General features: G+C 57.1%; 17 protein-coding genes and 1 pseudogene. 9 read left to right on the top strand and 9 right to left on the bottom strand.

The window, feature by feature from the left end:
* Nucleotides 1-261: 261 nt before the first annotated feature.
* The gene (locus tag VI25_RS03685; protein WP_236704864.1) at nucleotides 262-1968 is read right to left on the bottom strand and encodes a penicillin-binding protein 1C; all 1707 of its coding nucleotides are present in this window, start codon (nucleotides 1966-1968) and stop codon (nucleotides 262-264) included.
* Nucleotides 1875-2567 carry a transglycosylase domain-containing protein gene (locus tag VI25_RS26415; protein WP_236704863.1) on the bottom strand — a complete coding sequence of 231 codons (693 nt, stop codon included), beginning with the start codon at nucleotides 2565-2567 and terminating at the stop codon, nucleotides 1875-1877. The genes VI25_RS03685 and VI25_RS26415 overlap by 94 nt, the downstream gene beginning before the upstream one ends.
* Nucleotides 2568-2924: 357 nt before the next feature.
* Between VI25_RS26415 and VI25_RS03680 the strand changes: the two genes are divergently transcribed.
* Entirely contained in the window at nucleotides 2925-5684 is a 2760-nt protein-coding gene (locus VI25_RS03680; protein ID WP_045690043.1) for a S8 family serine peptidase, read from the top strand.
* 97 nt (nucleotides 5685-5781) lie between these two features.
* On the opposite strand, the gene VI25_RS03675 is transcribed toward VI25_RS03680, so the two are convergent.
* The 5 genes from VI25_RS03675 to VI25_RS25000 form a co-directional block, all read right to left on the bottom strand.
* On the bottom strand, nucleotides 5782-6573 hold the full coding sequence (locus VI25_RS03675; protein ID WP_045690044.1) for a protease inhibitor I42 family protein: 792 nt from the start codon (nucleotides 6571-6573) through the stop codon (nucleotides 5782-5784).
* Between the two features lie 135 nt (nucleotides 6574-6708).
* The gene (locus VI25_RS03670; RefSeq protein WP_045690045.1) at nucleotides 6709-7191 is read right to left on the bottom strand and encodes a hypothetical protein; all 483 of its coding nucleotides are present in this window, start codon (nucleotides 7189-7191) and stop codon (nucleotides 6709-6711) included.
* Between the two features lie 129 nt (nucleotides 7192-7320).
* Nucleotides 7321-9411 (bottom strand): alpha-2-macroglobulin family protein, encoded by a 2091-nt coding sequence (locus VI25_RS23920; protein ID WP_055562276.1) that lies wholly within the window; start codon nucleotides 9409-9411, stop codon nucleotides 7321-7323.
* 98 nt (nucleotides 9412-9509) lie between these two features.
* Nucleotides 9510-12659, bottom strand: coding sequence for an alpha-2-macroglobulin family protein (locus VI25_RS23915; protein ID WP_055562275.1), 3150 nt, complete (start codon nucleotides 12657-12659; stop codon nucleotides 9510-9512).
* 32 nt (nucleotides 12660-12691) lie between these two features.
* Entirely contained in the window at nucleotides 12692-12844 is a 153-nt protein-coding gene (locus VI25_RS25000) for a hypothetical protein (protein ID WP_161806866.1), read from the bottom strand.
* 332 nt (nucleotides 12845-13176) lie between these two features.
* Between VI25_RS25000 and VI25_RS03655 the strand changes: the two genes are divergently transcribed.
* From VI25_RS03655 to VI25_RS03640, 4 genes are all read left to right on the top strand, one after another.
* A complete protein-coding gene (locus VI25_RS03655) occupies nucleotides 13177-14376 on the top strand; it encodes a serine hydrolase domain-containing protein (RefSeq protein WP_052695506.1) in 1200 nt (399 codons plus the stop codon).
* Complete coding sequence (locus VI25_RS24585) at nucleotides 14349-14663, top strand: tetratricopeptide repeat protein (protein ID WP_045690047.1); 315 nt, start codon at nucleotides 14349-14351, stop codon at nucleotides 14661-14663. The genes VI25_RS03655 and VI25_RS24585 overlap by 28 nt, the downstream gene beginning before the upstream one ends.
* 221 nt (nucleotides 14664-14884) lie before the next feature.
* On the top strand, nucleotides 14885-15610 hold the full coding sequence (locus VI25_RS03645; RefSeq protein ID WP_045690048.1) for a hypothetical protein: 726 nt from the start codon (nucleotides 14885-14887) through the stop codon (nucleotides 15608-15610).
* A gap of 114 nt (nucleotides 15611-15724) precedes the next feature.
* Nucleotides 15725-16255, top strand: a complete 531-nt coding sequence (locus tag VI25_RS03640) for an RBBP9/YdeN family alpha/beta hydrolase (RefSeq protein ID WP_045690049.1) — start codon at nucleotides 15725-15727, stop codon at nucleotides 16253-16255.
* A 161-nt stretch (nucleotides 16256-16416) separates the two neighbouring features.
* Here VI25_RS03640 and VI25_RS03635 read toward each other — a convergent pair.
* Together VI25_RS03635 and proB are read right to left on the bottom strand one after the other, a co-directional pair.
* Nucleotides 16417-17666, bottom strand: a pseudogene (locus VI25_RS03635) (glutamate-5-semialdehyde dehydrogenase).
* Nucleotides 17667-17781: 115 nt separating this feature from the next.
* Nucleotides 17782-18930: a glutamate 5-kinase gene (gene proB / locus VI25_RS03630; RefSeq protein ID WP_236704862.1), complete on the bottom strand. Its 1149-nt coding sequence runs from the start codon at nucleotides 18928-18930 to the stop codon at nucleotides 17782-17784.
* A 256-nt stretch (nucleotides 18931-19186) separates the two neighbouring features.
* On the opposite strand from proB, the gene VI25_RS03625 reads away from it, so the two are divergent.
* The 4 genes from VI25_RS03625 to VI25_RS03610 all read left to right on the top strand — a co-directional run bounded on the left by VI25_RS03625 (nucleotide 19187) and on the right by VI25_RS03610 (nucleotide 24023).
* Complete coding sequence (locus tag VI25_RS03625) at nucleotides 19187-20047, top strand: M28 family peptidase (RefSeq protein WP_045687407.1); 861 nt, start codon at nucleotides 19187-19189, stop codon at nucleotides 20045-20047.
* A gap of 102 nt (nucleotides 20048-20149) precedes the next feature.
* Nucleotides 20150-21055 carry a LysR family transcriptional regulator gene (locus tag VI25_RS03620; protein WP_045687398.1) on the top strand — a complete coding sequence of 302 codons (906 nt, stop codon included), beginning with the start codon at nucleotides 20150-20152 and terminating at the stop codon, nucleotides 21053-21055.
* A 65-nt stretch (nucleotides 21056-21120) separates the two neighbouring features.
* Nucleotides 21121-22317, top strand: coding sequence for a threonine synthase (locus tag VI25_RS03615; RefSeq protein ID WP_045687397.1), 1197 nt, complete (start codon nucleotides 21121-21123; stop codon nucleotides 22315-22317).
* Nucleotides 22318-22640: 323 nt separating this feature from the next.
* Nucleotides 22641-24023, top strand: a complete 1383-nt coding sequence (locus tag VI25_RS03610; RefSeq protein WP_072144751.1) for an ammonium transporter — start codon at nucleotides 22641-22643, stop codon at nucleotides 24021-24023.
* Nucleotides 24024-24092: the final 69 nt, after the last annotated feature.

The raw sequence follows: 24092 nt of genomic DNA, 5'->3' as shown, positions 1-24092 counted from the left end.
GCTATGTGCCTGCACGCTGCCTGAAGTCGGCCGTATTCTGTGAAAAACCTGACCTCCCAGTTGGCTGTCAGGGTAGTACCTAGTCAAGAATATTCAGGGCTGAATAAAATTTTGTCCTTGGATTACAAGGGTGGTAAACCACGCACCGGGCAAAAGGTTGTGGGCCTTTCAGAGAAATACTTTTTGCTGACCGGCGCCGAAAGGCTTACTGTCGCGGTTGCTATTTTCTTACTGTTGAGTAAGCTCAGAGCCAGTGTGGGCCTACTCCAGCTCCGTTATGGTCACTAGCACGTTGGTATTGCGGCCGTGGTCGTCGGCGCAAGAAATCTTGAGCGGGCCAGGCGTTGGCCGGAAAAAAACTCGCTCGGTAGCCCCGGCTGCACGCAGAAACTGGTCGTTGACGTACCAGTACACTTGTTGCACCTCGCTGTTGGTTGTGCAACTGAGCAGAAGTTGTTGCTGCTCGCGGGCGTTCAGCACGTACTCAGTATTAGGTGTGGGCGAGGTGATAGTGGGCGCTTGTTCTGGCCCACCGCGCACTAGCTGGCACAGGGGGTTGTGGGGGGGCAGCCGACGGTACGGAATGCCCTGGGCCTCCTTGTAGGCTGCTACCTCCGGGAGTAAATTGGGGTACAGCTCCCGCCGGTACCCCGCCGCGGGTGCGCAGGCCCGGCAATAGGTAAAGGCGCCGTCGGCCGTTACCAGCACTTCGCGCAGGTGCTGGCAGTGCTGGCCGCTGGAGATACTCGGCAGGAAATAGTCTATCACTTGGTTTGGGCAGTTCTCGCCCGGCACTAGGCCTGTTTCGGCACACACCAGCCGAAAGTCGAGGGCCGCTGGGGGCACAAACCAGTCATTGGGCGAGTTGTAGGCTACCGCGTTAAACAAGTCGAAGAGTAGGGGCGTGGCTACATCGGCCCCGGTAAGGGCCTGGCTACCCTGACCACTGAAGTTGCCCACCCACACCCCAATGGTGTACTGCCGGTTGTAGCCGATGCTCCAGGCGTCGCGGCGGCCGTAGCTAGTACCGGTTTTCCAGGCAATCTTGGGCAGGCGCATGCTGCTGGCCGCCCCCAGGGGCAGGTCGGGGCGCGTGAGTTGGGCCAGGATGTCGGTGGTGAGGAAAGCCGCTTCCGCCGATACGAGCCGGGTGCTGGAAGCTTGTTTGGCGGTGGAAGTTAGGTGCAGGCTTTGATGCCGTCCACTGCCGGCCAGGGTCACGTACAGGTTGGTTAGTTCCTCCAAGGAAGCCCCACAGCCCCCTAGAATGCTGCTCAAGCCTAGGCGGGCGCGGTTGCGGGTTATGTTATGGAAGCCTGCCTGGCGGAGCTTGTCGGTGAAGGCGGGTACGCCCAGTTGGTTGAGCACTCGCACCGCCGGAATGTTGAGCGAGTAAGCCAGCGCCCGTTCCAGAGTCACCTCGCCGTTACAACGCTTATCGAAGTTCTCGGGGCGGTAGCCCTGAAAGTTGGTGGGTACATCGGGCAGCAGCAGCTTGGGCGTGACGAGGCCACGGTCCATGGCCAGGGCGTACAGAAACGGCTTGAGCGTACTGCCCGGCGAGCGGACGGCCGTAATGCCATCGTTCTGGCCTTGATTAGCGAAATCCCGAAAATCAGCTGAGCCTACGTAGGCCTCTACCTGGCGAGTGTGGTTGTTTACCACCAGCACCGCCGCCTGCGTGATGCCCAGTTCATATAAGCGCCGCGCGTAATTGCGGGTAAGATCCTCTGTTTTGTATTGCTTGCTGCGCTGCAACGTACTGTGAATAATAGCCTGCCGCGGAAACTGCCGTACCAGCCGCCGCGAGAGGTGCGGGGCCAGGGCAGGCGCGGCGTGGCGCTGCACGTCTAGCGGCTCCAGTAGGGCATCTTCTACATCTTGCTTCGGAAACAGGCCCGCGGCCCCAAAGCGCCGGAGCCATCGGTTGCGCTCCTGCAGCACAGCCGCATTATTCTTCCCCAGCACCAAGCCTCTAGGCCTGTTCGGATGATGGCCAACGTGACGGTTTGAGCCAGTGAGAGGTAGTCGGGCGTTTGCTGAAAGTAGAGCAGGGCCGCCGACTTCACGCCTTCCACGTTACCGCCGTAGGGCACCAGGTTTAGGTACAACTGCAAAATTTCCTCCTTGCTGTAGTGCAGCTCTAACTGGGTGGCACGCAGCATTTCTAGCAGCTTATTGCCAAAGGTGCGCTCCTTAGGCTCTAGCAGCCGGGCCACCTGCATGGTAATGGTGCTGGCCCCGGTAGTGCGGCCCGTGCCAAACACATTGCGCCCGGCTGCCTGCAACAGAGCTATCGGGTTTACGCCCATATGCCACCGAAACCACCGGTCTTCTTTCTCCATAATGGCCTTGCGCAGCACCGGCGTAATCTCGCGCAGCTCGGTTTTCATCCGCCACTTCTGGGTGGGGTTGAGGTAGGCGTGCAGCACGGTGCCATCGGCGGCAAGTACAAGGGGCGAATACTGCGGCGCGGGCGGCAGCGGAAACCACCAATCTAGGCCTAGCAAAAGCAGCAGCACTAGACCTAGGGCCGCTAGGCCACGCGAAATAACACGCCTATTCATACACTCAAATATACCGGCTACCCAATAACAGTGCAGGCTATTTGGCAAAACAACAACAGCCAGCTAAGCACGCCTATAAACGTCAGCGAAGAGCATTTGCATATGAGTGTGTGTTGCATATATGATAGTATTTAGCTGATATAGGTGCGATTATATCATCCAAACTCAGCTATGGTTAAAAATATTTCAAAAAAGACAAATCCGCTTTGTGAATACTGTTCGTAGGTATTCCGTGACAGTGCGGTGCAAGTACCAACTGCCGTTGATTGCCTATGAGCATTCAGTCAACGACATGTATGCGGCGCTGCTTTGCTTCCTTTCCATCCTCTTACTCCTCCCTTATTCCACAACCGCTACATGAAACGTAAACTTTTTCTCTCCCTCGCGCTGGCTGGTGTCAGCATCAGTGTGTCGTTCGGACAAGCTACTGTTGACCCAGAATTGCGGTCGGCATTGGCTACCAATCCTACGGCTCAAGTAATTGTTACTTTCAAGGGGAGCGGCGCTCCTGGCCTTATCCAGCGGGGGCTGTTGCAGCGGCTGGGCATTACGCGCGGCGTTACCCTGCAGGCCCTGCCAGTAGCGGGTGTTATTGCCACAGCCGCGCAGGTAAATGCGCTGGCGCAAAGCCCCGAAGTTCGCTCCCTCTACATTAACAAGCGGCTGGAGTATTACAACTTCGATGACACGCACCTGACAGGCGTGAAGCGCCTGCGCACCGACCAACAGATGACGGCTCGTAATGGCGGTCTGCCCGTTTCAGGCAAGGGGGTGGGCGTACTCATCAACGACAGCGGCGTAGACGGCACGCACGAGGATATAAAGTTCGGCACGCACCTGGTTCAGAATACGCTGGGCTCCACCAACCTCAACTCACTAAGCACTCTGCTGCCCGTTACGTACCTAGAAGGTGTGCCGAATACGGATACTAACTCGGGCCACGGCACGCACTGCGCTGGTACCGTAGGCGGCACCGGGGTTCGCTCAGGAGGAAAGTATGAAGGCGTGGCGCCGGGCGCCTCATTGCTGGGCTACGGCTCTGGAGGAGCTCTCTTGGTGCTCGATGCCATGGGCGGCTTCGACTACGCGCTTACTCATCAGTTTCAGTACAACATCCGAGTAATCAGCAACTCGTTTGGCAGCAGCGGCGACTTCGACCCCAACGACCCGCTAAACGTGGCTACTAAAAAGTGCTACGACCGTGGCATGGTGGTGGTATTTGCCGCCGGCAATGAAGGTCCCGGGGCTGATACGCACAACCCATATGCCATTGCACCCTGGACCATTTCAGTAGGTGCTGGTGACCGAAACGGGCTGCTGGCGGAGTTCTCCTCGCGCGGCGTGCGGGGCGAGCAGGGCACCTTTACGGTAGACGGCGAGACCTGGACCTTTAAAAACGAACCCGTGATTGTAGCGCCCGGCGTAGATGTGGTTTCTACCCGTGCTATTGCGCCGGTATCATCGTTGGGAGCCCAGCAAGACATTGAATTGTTGCAACCCAGCGAAGTGCCGTTCTATACCCACAGCAGCGGTACTTCTATGGCTACGCCCCACGTAGCAGGCATTGTGGCGCTGTTGCTAGAAGCGAAACCCACGTTGAATCCGGCGCAGGTGAAAGAGCTGTTGCAGAAAACGGCCACCAACATGCCCGGTCGCGAGTCGTGGGAGGTAGGTGCCGGTTACGTAAATGCTTACGCTGCCGTAGATCAGGCCTTCCGCTCCTCTACTTATGGCTCTACGGTGAATGCTAGCCGCCGCTACAACAGCACCGTGAATGCACAAACTGCCACGGTACCTTTCACCATCAACTACAACCCCGCCCTGGCCGCTGGCAACCAGTTTACCTTCCCGGTAAGTGCTGGCACTAACAGCTTGGAAGTGAAAATTTCCTCGAGGGGGCTGCTAGGCGAAACCGGTAACCTGACCAACCTGATCCTGGTTGACCCTAACGGGCTAGAATACCGCTCTGGCACCCCCGTTACGTTTACGCTCTCAACGGACCGCAGCGTAGCGGTAGCCGGGCCGGTAGCGGGCACCTGGACGCTGAAAGTAGATGGCCTACAAGGCGTGGCCCTACCTGAAACCATCAGCGGCAGCATTACCGCCCTAACAGCCACCGGCACCACTAACCTCTCCGACATTGTAGGCCACCCTGCTGAAGCCTCCATCAAGATGGCCGTTGCTAATCAGCTGGTTGATGGCCTAAGCAACGGCTTCCGTCCCGACGCCCCGCTTACCCGCATCCAGCTGGCCGACTACCTGCTCATGGGCCAAGGCATCCGGCAGCTGCTGCCCTTCAGCGGCGCCCGCACTTTCTCCGATGTATCAACGCCCGCTGAAATTCTGCTGACTGAATCGGTGGTGGCTAAAGGGGCCGCCCAGCGCGACCGGTTTCACCGGGCCGCTGGCGTGATGCTGCCCACCGCCACTGGCACGTTCTCGCCGAATGGCCAAGTAAACCGGGCCTCCCTGGCCTACTCGCTGGTGCAGAGCCTGGGCTTCCAGGAGCAGGCGCTAGCCCGCAACAGCCAGCCCCTGACGGTGCAGGTAAACGGGCAAACCATTCCGGTAGATGATGCAGCCAACGTGCCGGCTGCTCTGAAAGGCTACATAAGCATTGCGTTGGAGCTGAATCTGATTAATGCCTACTATTCGCTCACCCAAGGTCCCTACGACCAGCAGCCTACGCTACACGCTACCTTTAAGCCAAGCCAAAATGTTTCGCGCGCCGATTTTGCCGTTATCGTAAGCCGGACGTTCCCGCAGTATGACGCCGTAACGCAACCCACAGCAGTAGCCAGCGCAAACGCCAGCACTACGAGTCTGTTGCCAGCCGAAGCGGCTGCTAAATCTGGCGTGCTTTTGCAAGAGACGGCAGCCTATCCAAACCCCTTCACGGCGGCTACTACCATCAGCTACTACTTGGCTCAGCCAAGCCCCGTAAGCGTAGAAGTATATAACACGCTCGGCCGCAAAGTTCAGACGCTAGTATCGGGTGTAGAAGCTGCCGGCAACCACCAAGTACAGTTTGATGCCAGTAACCTGGCACGCGGCACCTATCTCTACAAAGTAAAAACCGGAGCCTCAGTAACCACGAAGCGTTTAGTGCTGCAATAAGTCTTGCTCAAGCTGCTTCAATACAAAAAGGCCTGCTCCGTGAAGCAGGCCTTTTTTGTATCGAAGCAGCTTGAGCTACTGCCCCTGATTTCTCTACTTATTTAGGAGGCTCGGGCACTTCTACTTCCAGCTCAAAGTCGCGCTTGGGTGGGGCTTCGTTATTAGCGGCGTTGCGGTAGAGGAAGCGGAGCGTGGTTTTGCCGGGGTTCAGGGCCTTGAACTGAAAAGTAACATCCTCGTCACTGCCTACTTTGGCTTTCTTCTTGGGCTTCTTTAAGCTTGAGGTGGGCGCAGTTGTCACTAGCTGCACTACTTGGTTTGCAATGGGCATTACCTCCCACGTGTACTGCGAGCCGACAGTAGTATCAAGCCGAATAGCGAGCTGGTCGCCCTGGTTAACTTTCACGCGGCTGCGGTTGCCGTACTCCGTAATGTTCACGTTTTTGGCCACGCCAGGCTTATCAATGGTAATAAACACCCGAAAGAAGCCGCCCAGTGATGCGTAGCCGGTGCCAGGCTGAGCCGAAACCAGCGTCAGATCAAGCCCACCCGTGCCGATGGCCTGGAAATGAATTTCGAACGTGGCGGGCGCGCCCGGTACTCCGCTATTCACACCGGGCAAGATGTTCGTGATGGTGGGCGTCAGCTGGCCAGGGTAGGTCTGGGTTAGGCGCCAGCCGAAACGAGGAGAAATGGTAGGCAGCAAAATTGTAAGCTGGTCGCCCACGTTCAACTGCACCTGCTTGCCATTATCATTCGCATTGAGCGTCACAATGTCGGCTTGGGCAAGAGTAGGGCGTAGGAAGGCAATAGGTATCAACAAAGTGGCTAACCAAATGCCTAGCCGGAGGCGAGGACGAAAGCCAGGAATAAAAGGCAGTAGCTTCATCACGTATGAACACAGTAAGTTTCATGAACAATACAGCCGGCCACTGAAGAAGCGCCGGCTGCGTGAAAAACAGTTAAGAAGGTATACGAAGGGCTAGAGAAAGGGCTGTTGTTGAGCTAGTGAGCACAAGAGATATTACGTCTCGTGTATCCAGTAACGAACCACTTTACCATTGCTGAATTGCAAAGACAGAGCGTCACCATCAATAGGAATGAGTCTGGGCGTCATCCCTATGTAGTACTGCCAAAATTCCTCGCCTTTATAGTTAGGTTCACCTAGTAATACAGTCACTTCATTTTGCGTAAGGCCAACAAGCCGGTGGGAGTGCTGTACGTCCTCCACCATCTCATAGCGCTTATTCATATCAGAGGTCCATTTGTCTTTCTGAAATTTCCGATGTGGATAGTACAAGTAAATGGCTAATGCCAAATACACACCTGCTACGCAAAGGCAAGGTGTCGCGATAACCGATACAAGAGCAGCAACCCGTTTCGGTTGTTGCAGCCCCGGCCAGAAACGACGAAGTAGGGCCCGCGTAGCTGCAAACACAAGAATGAACCCTGGAAGGGAGAAGAGGGCTAGGACTGCATAGAACAGCAGATCACTCCAGAATTTCACGGCTAGATAGTGTGATTGGTGGTAGACATCAGCAGCAGTGCCATGCCTATCGAGGCATGTGTACCTTTTAGGTAAGAAGCTGTCCGGAATTAAATGCTTCTACAAGCTCTCTACGATAATGCATCGGCTTTACCGCACCCGCACCACGCCGGAGCCGGCGTAGCTGTGGTACTCGGCATTGTACATGGCATCGGCGCTGACGGGGCCTAGCTTGAACGTGCCTTTGCTCACGGCGCGGCAGAGGTAGTAAAACGACTTGGCCGTGGGCGTAGCAGTAGTAAACAGATTGATCCGGTCGTCGCGCACGTCGAGGTAGTCGGGTTGAGCGGCATCCTTGGCCCAGGTCAGGTCGCGCACGGCCCCGATACGCGGGTTCTCGATTTCCAGGCCAGCAGGGAGCAGGTCAGTAATGGCCACGTTCTTGACTTCGCCCGCCGTTTCAGCCGACTGGATAGTGATGCGTACCACTACCAAGTCGTTTTGCTTGAAGGAGGTAGAACCAACCAGATTACCGTTGCGGTCCAGGAACTGGCGGCGCACTTGCAGGTAAGCATCTTCCTCACGCACCTGGCCGGTAGGCGAAATACCTTCGGTTTCCCAGAAGTAGTAGAGGCTGCCTTTGCCGCTAGTACGCAACTGCAGCTGGCGGTTAGCCACGTTACTTACCGTGAGGTCTTTGCCCGTGAAGTTGCCAATAGCCTTGCCATCCGCTAGCAGGCTAGCTACTACGGTGCTACCCGCATTCTTCTTTGCCAGCTTACCGAGGGCCAGCAGCGCAAATGACCGTTCTTGGGTGTTGAGCCAACCGGCCTGCTTTACCTGGCGGCTGAGCTGACGGGCCAGGGTGTTCACCTGAGCATTGGCCGGGTCGGCGGCCAGCAGGGCGTTGAGTACTAGAGCTTCGTCGCGGATGGGGGAGGAGAAGGCCCCATCGAGCTGACGGCTGGCAATGCTGGGCGCGGCGCCTAAACGGGCAGGTACCGTGCTTTGGTAGCCGCGCTGGTTGCCGCTCAGGGCGAAGGCTGCCGCCAGCAAGTAGCGCGAGTCTTCGGCCAGTTGGGGGCGGTTGGCTTTGTAGTAGTTCAGGCCCACGGCATCGGGGCGGCCAGCCAGGGCCAGCACGTAGAGGGAGTAGGCTACTTCCTTCTTGGCCAGCGTCACAGGCTGAATCACGCCGCCGGTCTGGATAATGTTGTAGGTGTCAGTTTCGCGCTTGCGCACGCGGGCTTGTAGGTAGCGCAACACTCGGTCGAGCACGTTCTTGTTCACGTCGAAGCCAGCTTGCTGGGCTTCCAGCAGGAAGTGGGCGGCATAGGTGGTAGCCCACCAATTGTCGTAGTCGCCCCCAGGCCAGTAGCTGAGGGAGCCGTTGTACATCTGCTGGGCTTCCACCTTCCGGATGGCTTCCTGCACGTGGTAGTTGGGGTTGAACAGGCCGGCCTTGCCGGGTTTGCCCGTCTTCTGACCTAGCGTGGCGGCCAAATCACCATAATACAGCTGCGGGAAAGCGGCCGACACAGTTTGCTCCAGGCAGCCGTAGGGGTATTGCAGCAGGTAGCGCAAGTCCTTGGCAAACTCCGTCATGGGCGAGCGGCTCACTACCAGCTGACTCCGCAGCGACGAGGGCAGAAAATCGGTTTTCAGGTTCAGCTGCTGGGCCGCGCCACCCGCCACCACACCCGCCCCCGTGCGCTTCTGCAGCGGCGAAGCAGGACGGACGGGTATCTCAATGGTTTCAGTGAAGGTTTCTTTACCCGCATGGAAGCTGATGTCTACCTTCGCGTTACCAATTCTAGACTTAGCAAATACGTAGAATATCACACGCTTCTCAACTCCTGGGTGTAACAGAGCGCCGTATGAATCGGTGTGAGCAAAGTTTTTCTGACTAACTGGAATCACGCTTAATGGCTCTTGCGGATTCAATGCAATTGTAGCAGTACCGTTGATTGGTTTTCCTGTCGTATTCGTCAGCGTTACGGGCACGTCAATTGTGTCGCCGGGGCTGAGGAAGCGGGGGAGGGCGGTGCTAATGACGACCGGGTCGGCGACGCGCATGGTGTGCTCGGCGGAACCGAAGGCGTCGTTCTTGTAGGCCACGGCCATGATGCGCACGGCTCCGCTGAACTGGGGCACTTGCAGCTTGTAGCGCACCTTGCCGCTGGCATCGGCGGTGAGCACGCCGCTCCATTTGGCGAGTAGCTTCACGCGGCGGTTGGGCACGGGCGTGGTGCGACGCGAGAGGTCGTAGCCGTCGCCGCCGGTGCTACTGGTCCCGAGTTCGGGCAGCAGGAAGGGGTAGACGTCGTAGGCCTGTACTTCTAGGGCGCGCTTCTGGTAGAAGTAGCGTAGGGGTCGGGCGTGCGGTAGTCCTTCATCTGCAGAATGCCCTCATCCACCATAGCCAGCGTTACCTGGGCACCGGGGGCGGTGGTTACTTCAATGGTTTGGGCAGTCTGGGAGCGGCTTTGCGCGGGCGCTTTAATAGCTACTTGCAGCTTGGCGCCGGGCTTCTCTACTGTCAGCGGCACAAAGCCGCGGGCTACCGTGAGGGGGAGGCGGTTGTCCTTGATTTCTCGGATGGCGGTGGCCGTCACGTACACGTTGGGCACGTGGCCGGTGCGGATGGGGATGCTCACGCGGGCTGATTTCTCGTCGGTGTTCACGTAGAAGTGGTCTAGCACGCGGTTGCGCTCTACCGTCACGAGCACGCGGCCGGGGAAGGGCGTTTTCAGCAGCAGGTTGGCAGTTTCGCCGGGCTCGTATTTGGCTTTGTCGGCCTCAATGGTCACCTCTCCCTCGTTGTTCACCTCGAAGGAGTTGCTCTGGGTGTCGCCGTAGCCGTAGGCGTACACGCGTTGAGCCACGTAAGTCACGGCCCCTGGCCTAGAAATCCGGATTTCGTACTCGCCGGAGTAGGTCGGCGTGAAGCCCAGGCCAGCATCAGAGCCGCCGCTTGCTACCGTCACGGTGCGGCTCAACACCACCTGCTCGCGCTTCTGCGAGTTGTAGATGTAGCGCCCGCCCTGACGCTCAATCACCGTTTCCCAGAGCAGGCGCACCACGCGCACCGTGGCCTGGGCTGAGGTGGGCGTGCCAGCTGGCGTGAGAGCCACCAGTCGCACCGGCAGGGCCTGACGGGTTTGCACCAGCTCATCCATGTTCTTCACCCCAAACAGCACAGGCTGGGTCTGCACCTCGAAGGTAGCCAGGCGGTTCACGGGGCGGCCGGTTTCATCGAAAACGGTGGTGAAAGCGGTGCCTTCCAGAATGCCGAGGTCAGAGTAATCGGGCACCTCGTAGGTGGCGGTGCCGCGGCCCGCAGCGTCGGTGGTTCCTTCGCGGGTAGTCTTCTCGAACCGGTCGGATATCGGCGTGGAAACTTGGTCCCCGTAGCTGCCCCGCTGCCGCTCGCCGCTGTTGATGGCAAAGGTGTAATCGCCGTAATTCTTCGGGGTAAAGGGTTTTTCCTTCAAGGAAAACTCTACTTCAAATTTACGGTCAGCGGCGGGTGGGCCGAACAGGTTCTGGGCCGTAATCAGCGCTGAAATAGCCTGTCCGGGTTTCACGACTGGCCTAGAGGCTTTCACTGTCACCTTCATGCGGTCCGGAATGAACTCCTCCACCGAAATCTGGCGCGAAGTCAGCAGCACGTCGTTGCCGGTTAGCACTTCCATTGTGTAAAGGCCAGTCATGACGGCCGGGGGCAGCAGGAAGCGCGCCTCGAAGGAGCCAGCCGCATTCAGGGTTTTCTGCAGGCTGGCGTACTCCTTGCCGGTGGGCAGCAGCAGCCGAATTTTCACCGGCAGGCCCTTGGGCGGTGCCTGCCAATCCTCGGTGCGGATAACGGTGTTGGTCTGGATGGTGTCGCCGGGTCGGTATAGGTCCCGGTCGCCGTAGAGGAAGGCCTGGTAGCGGGCGGCGTTGCTTTGTAGGCCACCCACCTCGAAGCGGGAAGTTTCTACGCGGCTGCGGCTCAGGTCGAGGAAGGTGAAGTCGTTGCCCTGCTGGGCCATGACCATGCCCAGCTTGAAGCGACCGTTTTGGGCGGTGCTGTCGAATTTCGCTACCCCATCGCCGTTGGTCAGGCCGGTGCCCATTACCTGGTTGTTGGTGCTGATAAAGCGCATTTCCACGCCGTTGAGGGCCTTGGCGTTGCGGATGGAATTGGCAAATACCAGCGTGCTGCCGGCCTTGCCCTGCTTCACAATCAGCCCGATATCCGACACGGCTACCAGCTTGCTCACCTGTAGCCACTGGCGCTCGGTGTCCTGCACCTTGATGATGTAGAGCCCTTTCAGGCCGCCCGCAAATTCCAGGTCCTTAAGGTTCAGGTTCAGCAGCCGAAGCCCTTGCGCCTTCGGCAGCCCCGACACGGTGTAGGTGCGCTCCGTGAGCACGTTGCCCAGGTTCTCCACGTCGTAGTACTGGTAGGAGCGGTCCACGTACCCGCCTTCCTCACTTTCCTCTTCCTCACCCTCCGATTCTTCCCCGTCGTAGCCGGGGTAGCCGTACTGGGTGCCGCTGCGCAACAGCTGCTGGATGTTATTAGCGTACACTTTAGCAATGGTCACTTTCACCTGACCTACCTCATTTATGCGCACGGCCAGGTTGCGCGAACCCAGGGCGTCGAGGTACATGGCTTTCTCGGCGCTGGCAAAGCTGATGGTTGGGCGCTCATCGGAGAAGCTCACCGTTTGGGTGAAATCTTCGCTGAGGTGTCCGCCTAGGCCACCCCGCAACCCCTGGCGCAAGCTCACCTGGTAGCTTTTGCCTACCTCGAAGCCGCCCTTGAGCCGAAAGCCACTTTCCAGCTCCTCTACCTCGTAGGCCACCTGCGGCGACACTGACAGTGCATTCTGCAAGTCGCCCGTGGTTACCGGCTGGCTGGTCAGGATGGTAATGACCGGGTCGGCCGCTTGCAGGGTGCCCGTGATGGAGCGTATTTCCAGCTCCTCCGGGTCGGGTACCTGAACTTGTTTTTCGTAGTCGGAGGTAGAGGCCTGGTCGCTGTCCTGAGCCCGCAAACCCTGGCCCAGCGCCACCGTGAGCGGGCTGCCGGGGCGTACCTGTTGGTTGAGGCTTACGCGCACCACTTGGCCCGGCTCCCCGCTCACTTCAAAGGCCACGGGCTGCCCGTCCTGGGTCACGCGCAGCAGGGGCTTCACGTCGGCGGGCTTCACGGCGTAGTTGAAGGGTAACTCCACGCGCATTTCGGCCGTGCCCGCTGCTCGCTCCGAGCGGCCCCAGAAGGCCTGCGGCTCCTGCAATTGCAGGTAGGGGGTGTGGAATTTCTGACGATTCTCGGGTAGTTCTACGTTGCGTTTGCCCTCCGGCAGGGCTTCTTTGCGCAGGGTGGCCGTGAAGGCGGTGCTAGGCTTAAAGGGGGTGGTAGGCGAGAAAATCAGTTCTCTATCCGATGTCCACTTGAACTTGCCGCGCATAGCCGGCTCAAACTTCACTACCTGCACGGTATCCCAGCGGTCCTGCTGCTCGGGGCTAGCTACGGCATCAGCAAACTGAAATACCAGGTTCTGGTACGGGTCAATTTCCTCGCCGTTAGGTCCTGGCCGGCATCGGAGCCCGACTTAGAACAGGCACATAGCAAAGCCAGCAGCACCAGCAGCGGCAGGCGAGAAAGAGAGCGGGGTAGCATGGATAGGGAGGCGCTAGAAAGGACGCCGGAAGGTATAGAAAAACGTTAATGTATAGTGCAGTCCTAGTGTAGTATGCTTCGGTTTACTCTGCGCTAGTAGGAGTAAGGTTGCTGCCTCAAAGTTAACAGTCACGCATTATGCTATTCCGTGAAATTGCTAATGAATACCTCCGCTAGATGGCTCACAAAGGGTAAATTTTATTTTTGCATACTACCTTGTATAACAAAGTAGTGCTTATATATTTGGTCCGTTCGGGTCGGTAGTCAGTTGCATCTAGCTGCTACACGCGTAGACTGGCCCCTTTCTGCCTCCCTTCTTATTCCTTCCACGCATGAAGAACTCACGGTATTCATTTTGGCTGCGCACTGTGGGCGCGGCGCTGGTTCTCCTGTTTAGTGTTGCGTCAACCGGTCAAGCCCAATCCGCTCCCGACAGCGTTGACCAACTGGTGCAACGGGCCATGCGGCAGTTACGCATTCCGGGCGTGCAGCTAGCGGTGGTGCGCCACGGTCAAGTTATTAAGCTAGGCAACTATGGCTTGGCCAATGTGCAGGACTCGGTGCCAGTAACTACACAGACACGCTTTTTTCTCAATTCCATTACTAAGGCGTTTGTGGGCGTAGCCGTAATGCAATTGGTGGAATCTGGTAAGCTAGACCTGGCCGCGCCAGTAGGGCGCTACCTGCCCGAACTGCCTGCAACCTGGCATCCGGTCACCGTCCGGCAACTGCTCACGCACACTTCTGGTCTACCTGATATTATGCCCGAGGATGCGCTAGTGACGGAAAACAACGAGAAAGAGGCTTGGGTCCAGGTGCAAACACAGCCACTGGACTTCCCTGCCGGTCAGCAATTCGCCTACAACCAAACCAACTACCTGTTGCTAGGTCGCCTCATCGACAAACTCAGCGGTCAGCCCTTTGCGCAATTTATCCGGCAGCGGCAGATTGAGGTGGTGGGGATGCCCCGCACAAGTGCCGGCGACGCTCATGACGTGCTACCCCACGGCGCCCGCGGCTACACGTACACGCAGTACGTTGATGGGAAACGGCGCCGGAGCCCGCAGCTACAGAACCTGTTCGAAGTATTTCCGCCCTCCTTGCGTACGGCCGCAGGCATGAGCTCTACCGCAGAGGAAATGGCCCGCTGGGTGCTGGCCTTGCAGCAAGGCAAACTGCTCCAACCCCAAAGTCTCTCGACGCTCTGGACGCCAGGCCGCCTCAACGACGGCTCCCAGCGCGGTTTTGGGGGCAAGCTCACCGGCTACGCCCTGGGCTGGCCCACCATTACACGGCCCGAACACCCGGCCGTGGCGCCTGTGGGTGGTGGCCGCTCTGCCGTGTTTCTCTACCCCCAAGACGAGTTAGCCATCGTGGTACTGACCAACCTGCAGGGTGCCAACCCCGAGCGGTTCATTGACGCGCTGGCTGCCTGTTACCTACCCGATATGCGCGTGGAAGACGGCTTCGGTTTGCCACCGACCTGCGTGCTCTGCACCGCACATTGCGCCAGCGTGGGTTTTCGCACCTAGAAGAAGAAGTTAAGAAAGCCCGCCGCCGCGACCCAGCCTACGCCTTGCCCGAAGATGCCATCAATGCCTGGGGCTACTCCCTGGTTGAGCAGGGCCAACTAGATAATGCGCTGGCTGTATTTCAACTCAATGTGCGCCTCTATCCCAATAGCGCCAACACCTACGACAGTCTGGCCGAAACCTATGCCGCGCTGGGTAATAAGAAAATGGCCTTTCAGCACTACACTCGTGCTCTGCAACTGAACCCTAAAAATCGCACGGCAGCAGAGTACCTCCAGAAGCCTTGAGCCATTGCATGCAAGCAAGATCTTCAACAAAGAAACTTACTCTGACGTCTGCTTTAGAACAAGCACATAGCAGAGCCAGCAGCGGCAGGCGAGAAAGGAAGCGGAATAACATGGATAGGGAGGAGCTTAAAACAACGTCGGAGGGTATAGAAAAACGGCGTTTCTGCTATGTTTTGTATAGGTTTGATATCAGTTTGTACTAAGGCGCATATTGAGTTGCTATGAATCAAGCTAAACTACTGCTCTATATAGCTCTATTCTTCTACCTGCCACTTTCGAGTTTCCATGTGGTGGAAGGAAATTCGTTTGTTTCTAATAGGCTAAAGAGTCCTGATTATATCGTAGCGTTAGACTCTCTCACTAACAACTACTTATCGAAAAAGCCCCTCCCACACAACAGGATGTGGGGTCTACACAAAATGCTGGTCAATCAACTGCAGAAATCTGGAATTGATACGGTCTTGTTTTACCAGGAAGGTTGTGTGGGATGTGAGTATTTGCCAACACCCGACGAATTGGGCAGATTAACTAAGAGTTGCCGATGTGCCGAAGAGGAATTGGTCGTTTATCTATTCTGGCAATACAAAGGCAAAACGTTATCTAAAAAGCTTGATTGCTGCCAAAATCAACCTGTAGCAACAGAAAACTCGGCCTTAATTGATTTCTACTTTCAGAATAAGCCCCATTTTCAAGCAGCAGAGAAATTCTTCCGGGACTTTGAGGCCTATAACCGCAGCCATCCTAAGAATGTAAAATTCTTGCCACCAACATCTATACACGATGATGTGACCCATGTCTTATTTTACTTAGGGAAAAAGACGGTGAATTTTCAAGTTAGAGGTGAAGAATTCACTGCCACAGGTAGCCCAAAACACCTCCGCTATCAATGGAAGCGCAAACAATGGGAATGGGCTGACCTGATTAAAAAGGCTGTAGCGACAAGATAAAACCCTACACCTCTCAAACACCTCTGTCTACTCAATACTAAACGCCGGCAGCGTGTACACCGGAATGAGGCCGGGCTTGTAAACCTCGCTACGGCCCTTGTTACTTTTGTTTCTATGCCTTCACCTACCATCCTCATTGTGCCTGGCCTAGGCAGTTCCGGCCCAGCGCACTGGCAAACTCACTGGGAACAGCACTACGGCTACCAGCGCGTTCAGCAGCGGGACTGGGATAATCCGATTTGTGAAGACTGGGTGCAGAACCTTGAAGCAGCAGTAGTCGCTGCGGGCCCTGGCGTAGTGCTAGTGGCACATAGCTTGGCCTGCGCTACTATTGTGCATTGGGCCCAAACCACCCAGCACCAAATAAAAGCAGCGTTGCTGGTTGCGCCCGCCGATGTAGACCGTTCTGATATGCCATCGGAGATAGTAAACTTTGCGCCCATACCGCTGGCGCGCCTGCCGTTTCCAAGTATTGTGGTAGCTAGCACCACCGATGAGTACGTGACGTTGGCGCGGGCGCAAGAGCTAGCGGAGGCGTGGGGAAGCCGATTCGTAAATGTGGGTGCACTAGGCCACATCAACTCCGAGTCTGGTCTGGGGCTGTGGCCGGAAGGGCATGTGCTGCTGCAGGAATTGGTAGGGTAGCGGTTATTGCAAACCAAGGTTAACCTAATCTCCCCTCCTCAGATGAGGAGGGGTGGTTGAAAGGTTAGAATTAAAAAATAGAGCTAGTTATCGTTCAACGGCTGGTCAACCACCCCCAACCCCTCCTCATCTGAGGAGGGGAACTGGTTCACTAGCTTAGGTTAGCTAGCCCGTACCTGCCCATTGCCGCGCACCTGCCACTTGTAGCTAGTGAGTTCTTCTAGGCCCATGGGGCCGCGGGCGTGCAGCTTCTGGGTGCTAATGCCAATTTCGGCGCCAAGGCCGAATTGGGCGCCGTCGGTGAAGGCGGTGGAGGCGTTGGCGTACACGGCGGCGGCATCTACCTGATTGAGGAACTGCTCGATGTGAGTAGCATCTTCGGAAATGATGGCCTCGCTGTGCTTGGAGCTGTGGGCGGCAATGTGGTCAAGGGCTTCGCCTAAGTCGCTACCGTTTTCACGGCCATTGCCAGGGAAAGAAACTCAGTGCCGAAGTGTTCGGCAGCGGCCGGGTGTAGTAGGGCGGCGGGGTACAAACCCCGTAACGCAGGGTAGGCCTGAGCATCGGCGTAAATAGTGACGCCAGCAGTAGCTAGCGGAGCCGTTAGGGCTGGCAGGTCAGCGAGACGGGCTTGGTGTACCAACAAACAATCCAGGGCGTTGCAGACGCTCACACGGCGAGTTTTAGCGTTGGCCACAATGGCGCGGCCCTTGGCCAGGTTGGCCGTTTCGTCGAAGTACGTGTGTACAATGCCGGCTCCCGTTTCAATGACGGGTACTTTGGCATTTTGGCGCACGTAATCGATGAGCTGCTGGCTGCCGCGCGGAATGAGCACATCTACGTAACCAATGGCGTGGAGCAGAGCCTCCGTTGCCTGCCGATCTGGAGGAAGCAAGGTCACGCTGGCCCCGTCAAGACCGTGCCGTTGGAGGACGCCCTGCATTACGACACTGATGGCCTGGTTGGAATAGGCCGCGTCGGAGCCACCCTTCAGCAGGCAGGCATTGCCGGTTTTCAAGCATAGCGCTGCCACATCGAAGGTCACGTTGGGCCGCGCCTCATAGATGACCCCTATCACCCCCAGCGGGACGCGCACCTTGGAAAGCAGCAAGCCATTCGGCAGCGTCTGTTGCAGCAGGGTAGCGCCCAGCGGTGAGGGTAGATCCGCCACGTTCCGAATATCGGCCGCAATACCTTCCAGGCGGGCCATGGTTAGTTGCAGGCGGTCATACTTCGGGTCATCCGGCGACATGCGCGCCAAGTCTTTCTCGTTTTCGGCCAGCAGGAAAGGCGCCTCGGCGGTGGCCGCAGCGGCTAGGTCGAGCAGTACGGCAGCAATGGTTTCTGCCGGGAGCCGGCCCAGCGCGCGGCTAGCACGTTGGGAGGCCTGGAAAGTGTCGTGAAGATGCATACGATGCGGTGGTGCCGACCCCGGAGAGTGCGGCAGCGTGGTTGGGAGGCGGTGCGAGCAAAGAGGCCGAGCCCGTAAGAAAGTACTCGGCCGACTACCCGGAGGTAATAGGCAGCTAGCTAATATCAGCCGTTAGAAACAGGTAATCATAGTGCACCAGGGGCTTTTGGTTTTGATGCCCGAGGCGTTCCAGGGCCTTATCGGAGCCGTATTCGGCTAGGCCCAAGCCAAGGGCTTTGCCCGTTTCGTCTAGAATCCGAATAATGTCGCCCTTCTGAAAGGTACCCGTGATGCCCAGCACGCCTACGGGCAGCAGGCTGGTAGCCCGGCCGGCAGCCGTGAGAGCCTCCTTTGCGCCGCTGTTGATGTGCACAGCCCCTTTGGCGGCTAAGTCGGAGTGGGCAATCCACTTTTTCTTGCTCGAGGCGTTCTTATTTGGTTGGAAGCGCGTATTGGCTACCTCCTCCGCCAGCAGGCGCGGTAGCACGTTTTCAGTTTTGCCGTTGGCAATGTGCACAGCTATACCCAGCTGCGCTACCTTGTGGGCCATATGGCACTTCGTAATCATACCGCCCCGGCCAAACTGGGAGCGTTGGGTGGTCACGAACGACGAGAAGCTGTTCATAGTCGGCTCGATTTCCGGAATCAGCTCGGCCCCGGGGGCTTTCGGGTCGCCATTGAAAATGCCGTCTACATTGCTCAGGATGAGGAGGGCGTCGGCGTTGAGCATGGATGCTACTAAGCCAGCCAGCTCATCGTTATCGGTGAACATGAGCTCCGTTACGGAAATCACATCATTCTCATTCACGATGGGAATAATGTTGTTTTGGAGCAGCGCCCGGAAGCAGTTCTGCATGTTTAGGTAGTGCACCCGGTCGCGGAAGTCTTCCTTGGTCACGAGCACTTGGGCGCACAGCAAATCGTGCTCCGCCAGCAACTCGGCGTAAGTAGCCAGCAGCTTTACTTGTCCCACGGCGGCCAGCACCTGGCGGCTCGTCACGGCATCAGCTTTGGTAGGTACCTGCACCAAACTACGCCCCGAGGCTACCGCCCCCGATGACACCACAATGACCTCCTTACCCTCCTTTTTAAGCGCCGCAATCTGGGCCACTAAGTGACGGATGCGGGCCAGGTCGGGAAAGCCATCGGGTTGGGTTAAGACGTTGGAACCGATTTTTACGATGATTCGATGGTAAGGAAGCGCCATAGTTGCCCAGTTGGTTCTGCGGCGTAAGGTAGGGCAGAAGCGTGGGTCGAGCGCCATAGCACAGGTGCAGAAAGTGCACTTCAGAATGAAATAGATGAGCTTTTACAGGTTCAGCTTACCCCAGTGCCGCTTTTGCAGGGCTGGAAAGAATCTGAAAATCAGATGATCCTCCGGCGCCCGCAGCCGTTTAGAAGAGCATGTTTCTATTGCGAAGCGGTATAAAATGGGTAGTGCTCGGCCTGCTAAGCCTCGGGCTTGTGACGCCCGCCGCTCTGCGCAAACGGCTGCTTCCTCCCTTAACCCCACCGCTACCATGGGTGCCGATCAAAACCGCCTGTACGCCGACGTTAAGTTTCTGACTTCCCTGCAGCCCCCGCGCCACTACCGCAACTTGGCTTCTCTAAACCAGGCGGCCGACTATATCAAGGCAGAATTTGAAAAGCTGGAGGGGCAGGTAACAGAACAAACCTTCCGCGCCGATGGCCGGCAGTACCGCAACATCATCTTGTCCCTGGGCTCGCCCACGGCACCGCGCATCGTAGTGGGAGCCCATTACGACGTGTTCGATGACACGCCCGGCGCCGATGATAATGCCAGCGCCGTGGCGGGGCTGCTGGAAACCGCACGCTTGCTTCACCACCTGGGCTCCAACCTGAAATACCGCATAGACCTAGTGGCCTACCCCAATGAGGAGCCGCCGTATTTTGCCACGGAATACATGGGTAGCGCCGTGCACGCCAAGTCGTTGTACGAGGCCGGGGTAGAGGTGCGCGCCATGCTGTGCTACGAGATGATTGGCTACTTCAGCGACGAGTCCGGTTCGCAACGCTTCCCCAACGAGCAGCTAGCGGCCCGCTATCCGAATACGGGCAACTTCATAACGGTAGTGGGGCGCACGGGGCAGGAGGAGTTTACCCAGCAAGTGCAGCAGCTTATGCAAACCAAGGCCGCTCTTGATGTGCAGCGCATCAACTTACCCGCCGATATGGGACTAGCGGGCCTTTCCGACCACCGCAACTACTGGAAATACGGCTACCAAGCCCTCATGATTAACGATACGGCCTTCCTACGCAACCCCAACTACCACCAAGCTTCCGACACCATTGACACCCTGGATTTCAAGCGCATGGCCGAGGTAGTAAACGGCGTGTACGCTGCGCTGCTCGGCCTGTAAGTTTCTGCCATCTGGTGCACACCACCACGCCTGCAAGCGGTAGCAGAAAATGCCTTTCCTTTGCTGCTACCTTGCTTTTCTCCGGTGCACTAGGTTCGAGCTATGCTTTCCCATCCTCACGAAATATTTCTGGAAGTAGCTCGCCAACTGAGCTTCACCAAAGCCAGCCAAACACTTTTTTTGAGTCAGTCGGCGGTAAGCAAGCAGGTCAAGGCTTTGGAGGAACACTACAAAACCGGGTTGTTTGAGCGTTTAGGGAATAGCGTGGTGCTCACGCCCGCCGGCGAGCTGCTGTACCGCAAGCTGCTGGTAGCAAAGCAGCTGCAACACGAGCTGCATCAGGAGTTCAGTGCGCTTAGTCCCACATTCTCGCCCCAGGTGCGTATGGTTATTGGGGCCAGCACTACCATCTCCCTCTACGTCATTCCGCCGGTCTTATCGGCCTACTTGCAGCAGTACCCAAACACGCAGCTCACGCTTAAGAACCGCAATAGTGAGAATATTCTGAAAGCCCTGCTAGAGCACGAAATAGACTTGGGCATTATTGAAGGGATTCACAAAGTCAGCAACGTAACCTACACGCCGCTGCTAACCGATGAGGTAGTGGCCGTGTGCTCGGCTCGCAACCCCCTGCACCAGCAGGCATTGGTAGCGCACGATTTGCTTCGCCTACCCGTGGCCTTGCGCGAAACCGGCTCGGGAACCCTGGCGGTGCTGGAAGAGGCCTTGGCGGAAAAGAACATCAAGCTGACGGACCTGCCCGTGAAGGTGCGCCTGGGAGGTACGGAGGCGTTGAAAAACTTTGTGCGCGTAGATACGTGCCTGGCCTTTTTGCCGCGCCAAGCCGTCATGAAGGAGTTGGCTTCCGGCGAGCTGGTGGAGGTGCCAATTCATGACCTGCACTTAGTGCGCCACTTCGACTTCGTTCAGCGCAAGGGCACTGAGAACAACATGCCCTATAAAAGCTTCGTGCAGTTTACCCGTCGTCATTATTCCAAAGTGGAATAGCCTATTCCGAATTGCCGTTAGGTTTAGGAATACACCTAGGGGAGTTTTGCGTTAAAATCTCCTCTATGACAACCTTCCAAGCCACGTCCTCACGCCTGCAAGTTCTCAACTGTGCTGCCTGCGGAGCCCCTCATACAGCTTTCACCCTTCAGCGGGTTTCGGAATGCTGTGCCCAACCTCTATTAGCTCATTATGCGCTGCACGAACCCCTTTCCAGGGAGCAAGGCATTGACACTGCCGAAAATTCCATGTGGCGCTATCATGCCGTGCTACCGCTGCTGGATGAGGCTAACCGAGTTAGCCTGGGAGAAGGCTGGACGCCTTTACTACCCTTGCATCGCCTGGGGGCGCGCTACGGCCTCGCCGATTTGCTGCTTAAGGATGAGGGACAAAACCCAACCGGCTCATTTAAAGCACGCGGCCTGAGCATGGCCATTTCCAAGGCCAAGGAGCTGGGCGTTACGGGCTGCATTATTCCTACTGCTGGCAACGCGGGTGTAGCTATGGCGGCGTACTGCGCCCGGGCCGGACTGCGAGCGGTAGTCGTGATGCCTCGCCACACCCCCAAGGCTTTTAAGGAGGAATGTTACTGGTACGGCGCCGATGTCCACTTGGTAGATGGCCTCATCAACGATTGCGCGGCCCGCGTGCGGGAGCTAAACGCCGATGGTGCCCTGCTCGATGTCTCGACTTTGAAAGAACCTTACCGGCTGGAGGGTAAGAAAACCATGGGTTATGAGCTGGCCGAGCAACTAAACTGGACGCTGCCAGACGTGCTCCTGTACCCTGCCGGCGGCGGCACGGGCCTCATTGGCATCTGGAAGGCTTTCCAGGAAATGAAGGCCATGGGGTGGCTACCCGCCACGGCCCAGTTGCCGCGCATGGTAGCCGTGCAAGCGGCCATGTGTTGTCCCTTGGTCGAAACGCTAGCTGGCCACCAAGCCAACTGCCACAGCTACGTGGGTCAACCTACGATTGCCAACGGCTTGGCCGTACCCCGCCCCCTAGGCGAGCCGCTCATGCTTCAGGTGCTGCAAGAGTCCCAAGGAACAGCCATAAGCATAACCGATGAGCAGATGCTGGAAGGCATGCGCGAGCTAGCCCGCTTAGAGGGCCTCTTTGTGGCGCCCGAAGGTGCTGCCGTGTGGATGGCGGCCCGAGAACTGCTTCAAACGGGTTGGTTGCAGCCAAATGAGCGCATGGTTCTGCTCAACACCGGTTCAGCCCAGAAGTACCTCGACAATGTGGAAGGCAGGTACTAGACTGCTCATAAGCCTAGTAAACAGGAATATGTGCCAAGTAGCTTGTAAGTAGCAAAGCTGGATTACCACTGCGGGGTGGCTGCTTCAACTAGACCTTCTAGTTTGAGTAGTTACCCCGCTTTTGTATATGTGCTGCACAGGTAATTATCGAAAGCCTTAGAAAGATGATAAAATGTGCCCTTGCCTATCGAATTTAGGGTGTATAATTAGTTTGGGTAGTGGTTTTTGAACATTTAGCCTCAAATTACTAGGGGTAGGTCGGGTTGTTATGCATATTTGCGTAATTTGGCTAGTGAAATCGAGGAAGCCATCATTACAACATCATGACTCCGAAAGCTGATTCAATCCGTCCGAGCTACAGCCTGTTCACGCTGGGCGCTCTTATTGTACTGGCCCTGATAGCTGCTTTTGTGCGCGTGCCCCATCCGGCCGCCGCTGCTGGCGCCCTAAATGCGGCCGACGTGGCCTGGATGCTGACAGCTACCGCCTTCGTGCTGATTATGACGCCTGGCCTTTCCTTTTTCTACGGTGGAATGGTGCGGCCTAAAAATGTCATCAGCACCATGCTACAGAGTTTTGTGGCTCTGGGGGTTATTTCAGTGGTGTTTTATTTCGTGGGATTCTCTCTGTGCTACGGCGAGTCGTGGCACGGCATCATTGGTAACCCTTTTACCTATGCTCTGCTCCGCAACGTGGGTACAGCGCCCAATCCCACCTTTGCGGCTAGCATTCCATTTATTCTCTACTTCGCTTTCCAGCTGAAGTTTGCCATTATCACCCCGGCGCTTATTACCGGGTCCTTTGCCGAGCGGGTACGCTTCAAGGGCTACTTGGCTTTCATGGTGTTGTTTAGCCTGTTCATCTACTGCCCCCTGGCGCACTGGACCTGGCATCCTGAGGGGTTCTTGCACAAGTGGGGCGTGCTGGACTTTGCCGGTGGCACGGTAGTGCACATTTCTGCGGGTGTAGCGGCTTTGGCGGGTGCTATGGTGCTGGGCCGCCGCTCGGCCCACCTGCGGCCTTCATCTTTCTCTACGCCCAATGTGCCGTATGTCATGCTGGGTACCGGCTTGTTGTGGTTTGGCTGGTTTGGCTTCAATGCGGGCTCTGCGCTTGGGGCCAACGAGCTAGCGGCCCTGTCTTTTGTGAATACGAACTTGGCCTCGGCCTCGGCACTTATTGCCTGGATTCTGGTAGAAATTGTGCGGGGTGGCAAGCCTACTGCCGTGGGTGCTTGCACGGGGGCAGTGGTTGGCTTGGTGGGCATCACCCCCGCCGCCGGCTACGTCGACTATGGGCAGAGCATCCTAATTGGAGTGATTGCCGCCCTTATTAGCCACGCGGCAGTGCACTGGCAGAACAGTCGTACCACTATCGACGACACGCTGGACGTATTTCCTTGCCACGGTTTAGGCGGCATTGTGGGCATGCTGCTTACGGGCGTCTTCGCGGCCAATGATGGCTTGGTGAATGGTAAGACGTCCTTGTTCGGCTACCACGTGCTGGGGTTGGCAATTGTTGTGGCCTTCTCCTTTGTCGGCTCTTGGGTTTTGCTGAAGGTGACGGACCGCATCTTCGGTCTGCGCGTGAAGCTGCAGGAAGAAGAACTGGGCCTCGACCTGAGTCAGCACGAGGAGTCTACTTACCACATCGACGAAGAATTTGAGCGGACCTACCGCCGCGAACAGGTAGTAGAAAACGCCTAAACCGGCTGGTTACCGCCAGTCAAGGGTAGAAGCTCTATGTAAAAGGCCGCTGGTAGTACTACCAGCGGC

The sequence above is a fragment of the Hymenobacter sp. AT01-02 genome, assembly GCF_000961955.2.
GTDB classification, from domain to species: domain Bacteria; phylum Bacteroidota; class Bacteroidia; order Cytophagales; family Hymenobacteraceae; genus Hymenobacter; species Hymenobacter mucosus.
This window is presented reverse-complemented; position numbering and strand designations above follow the sequence as displayed.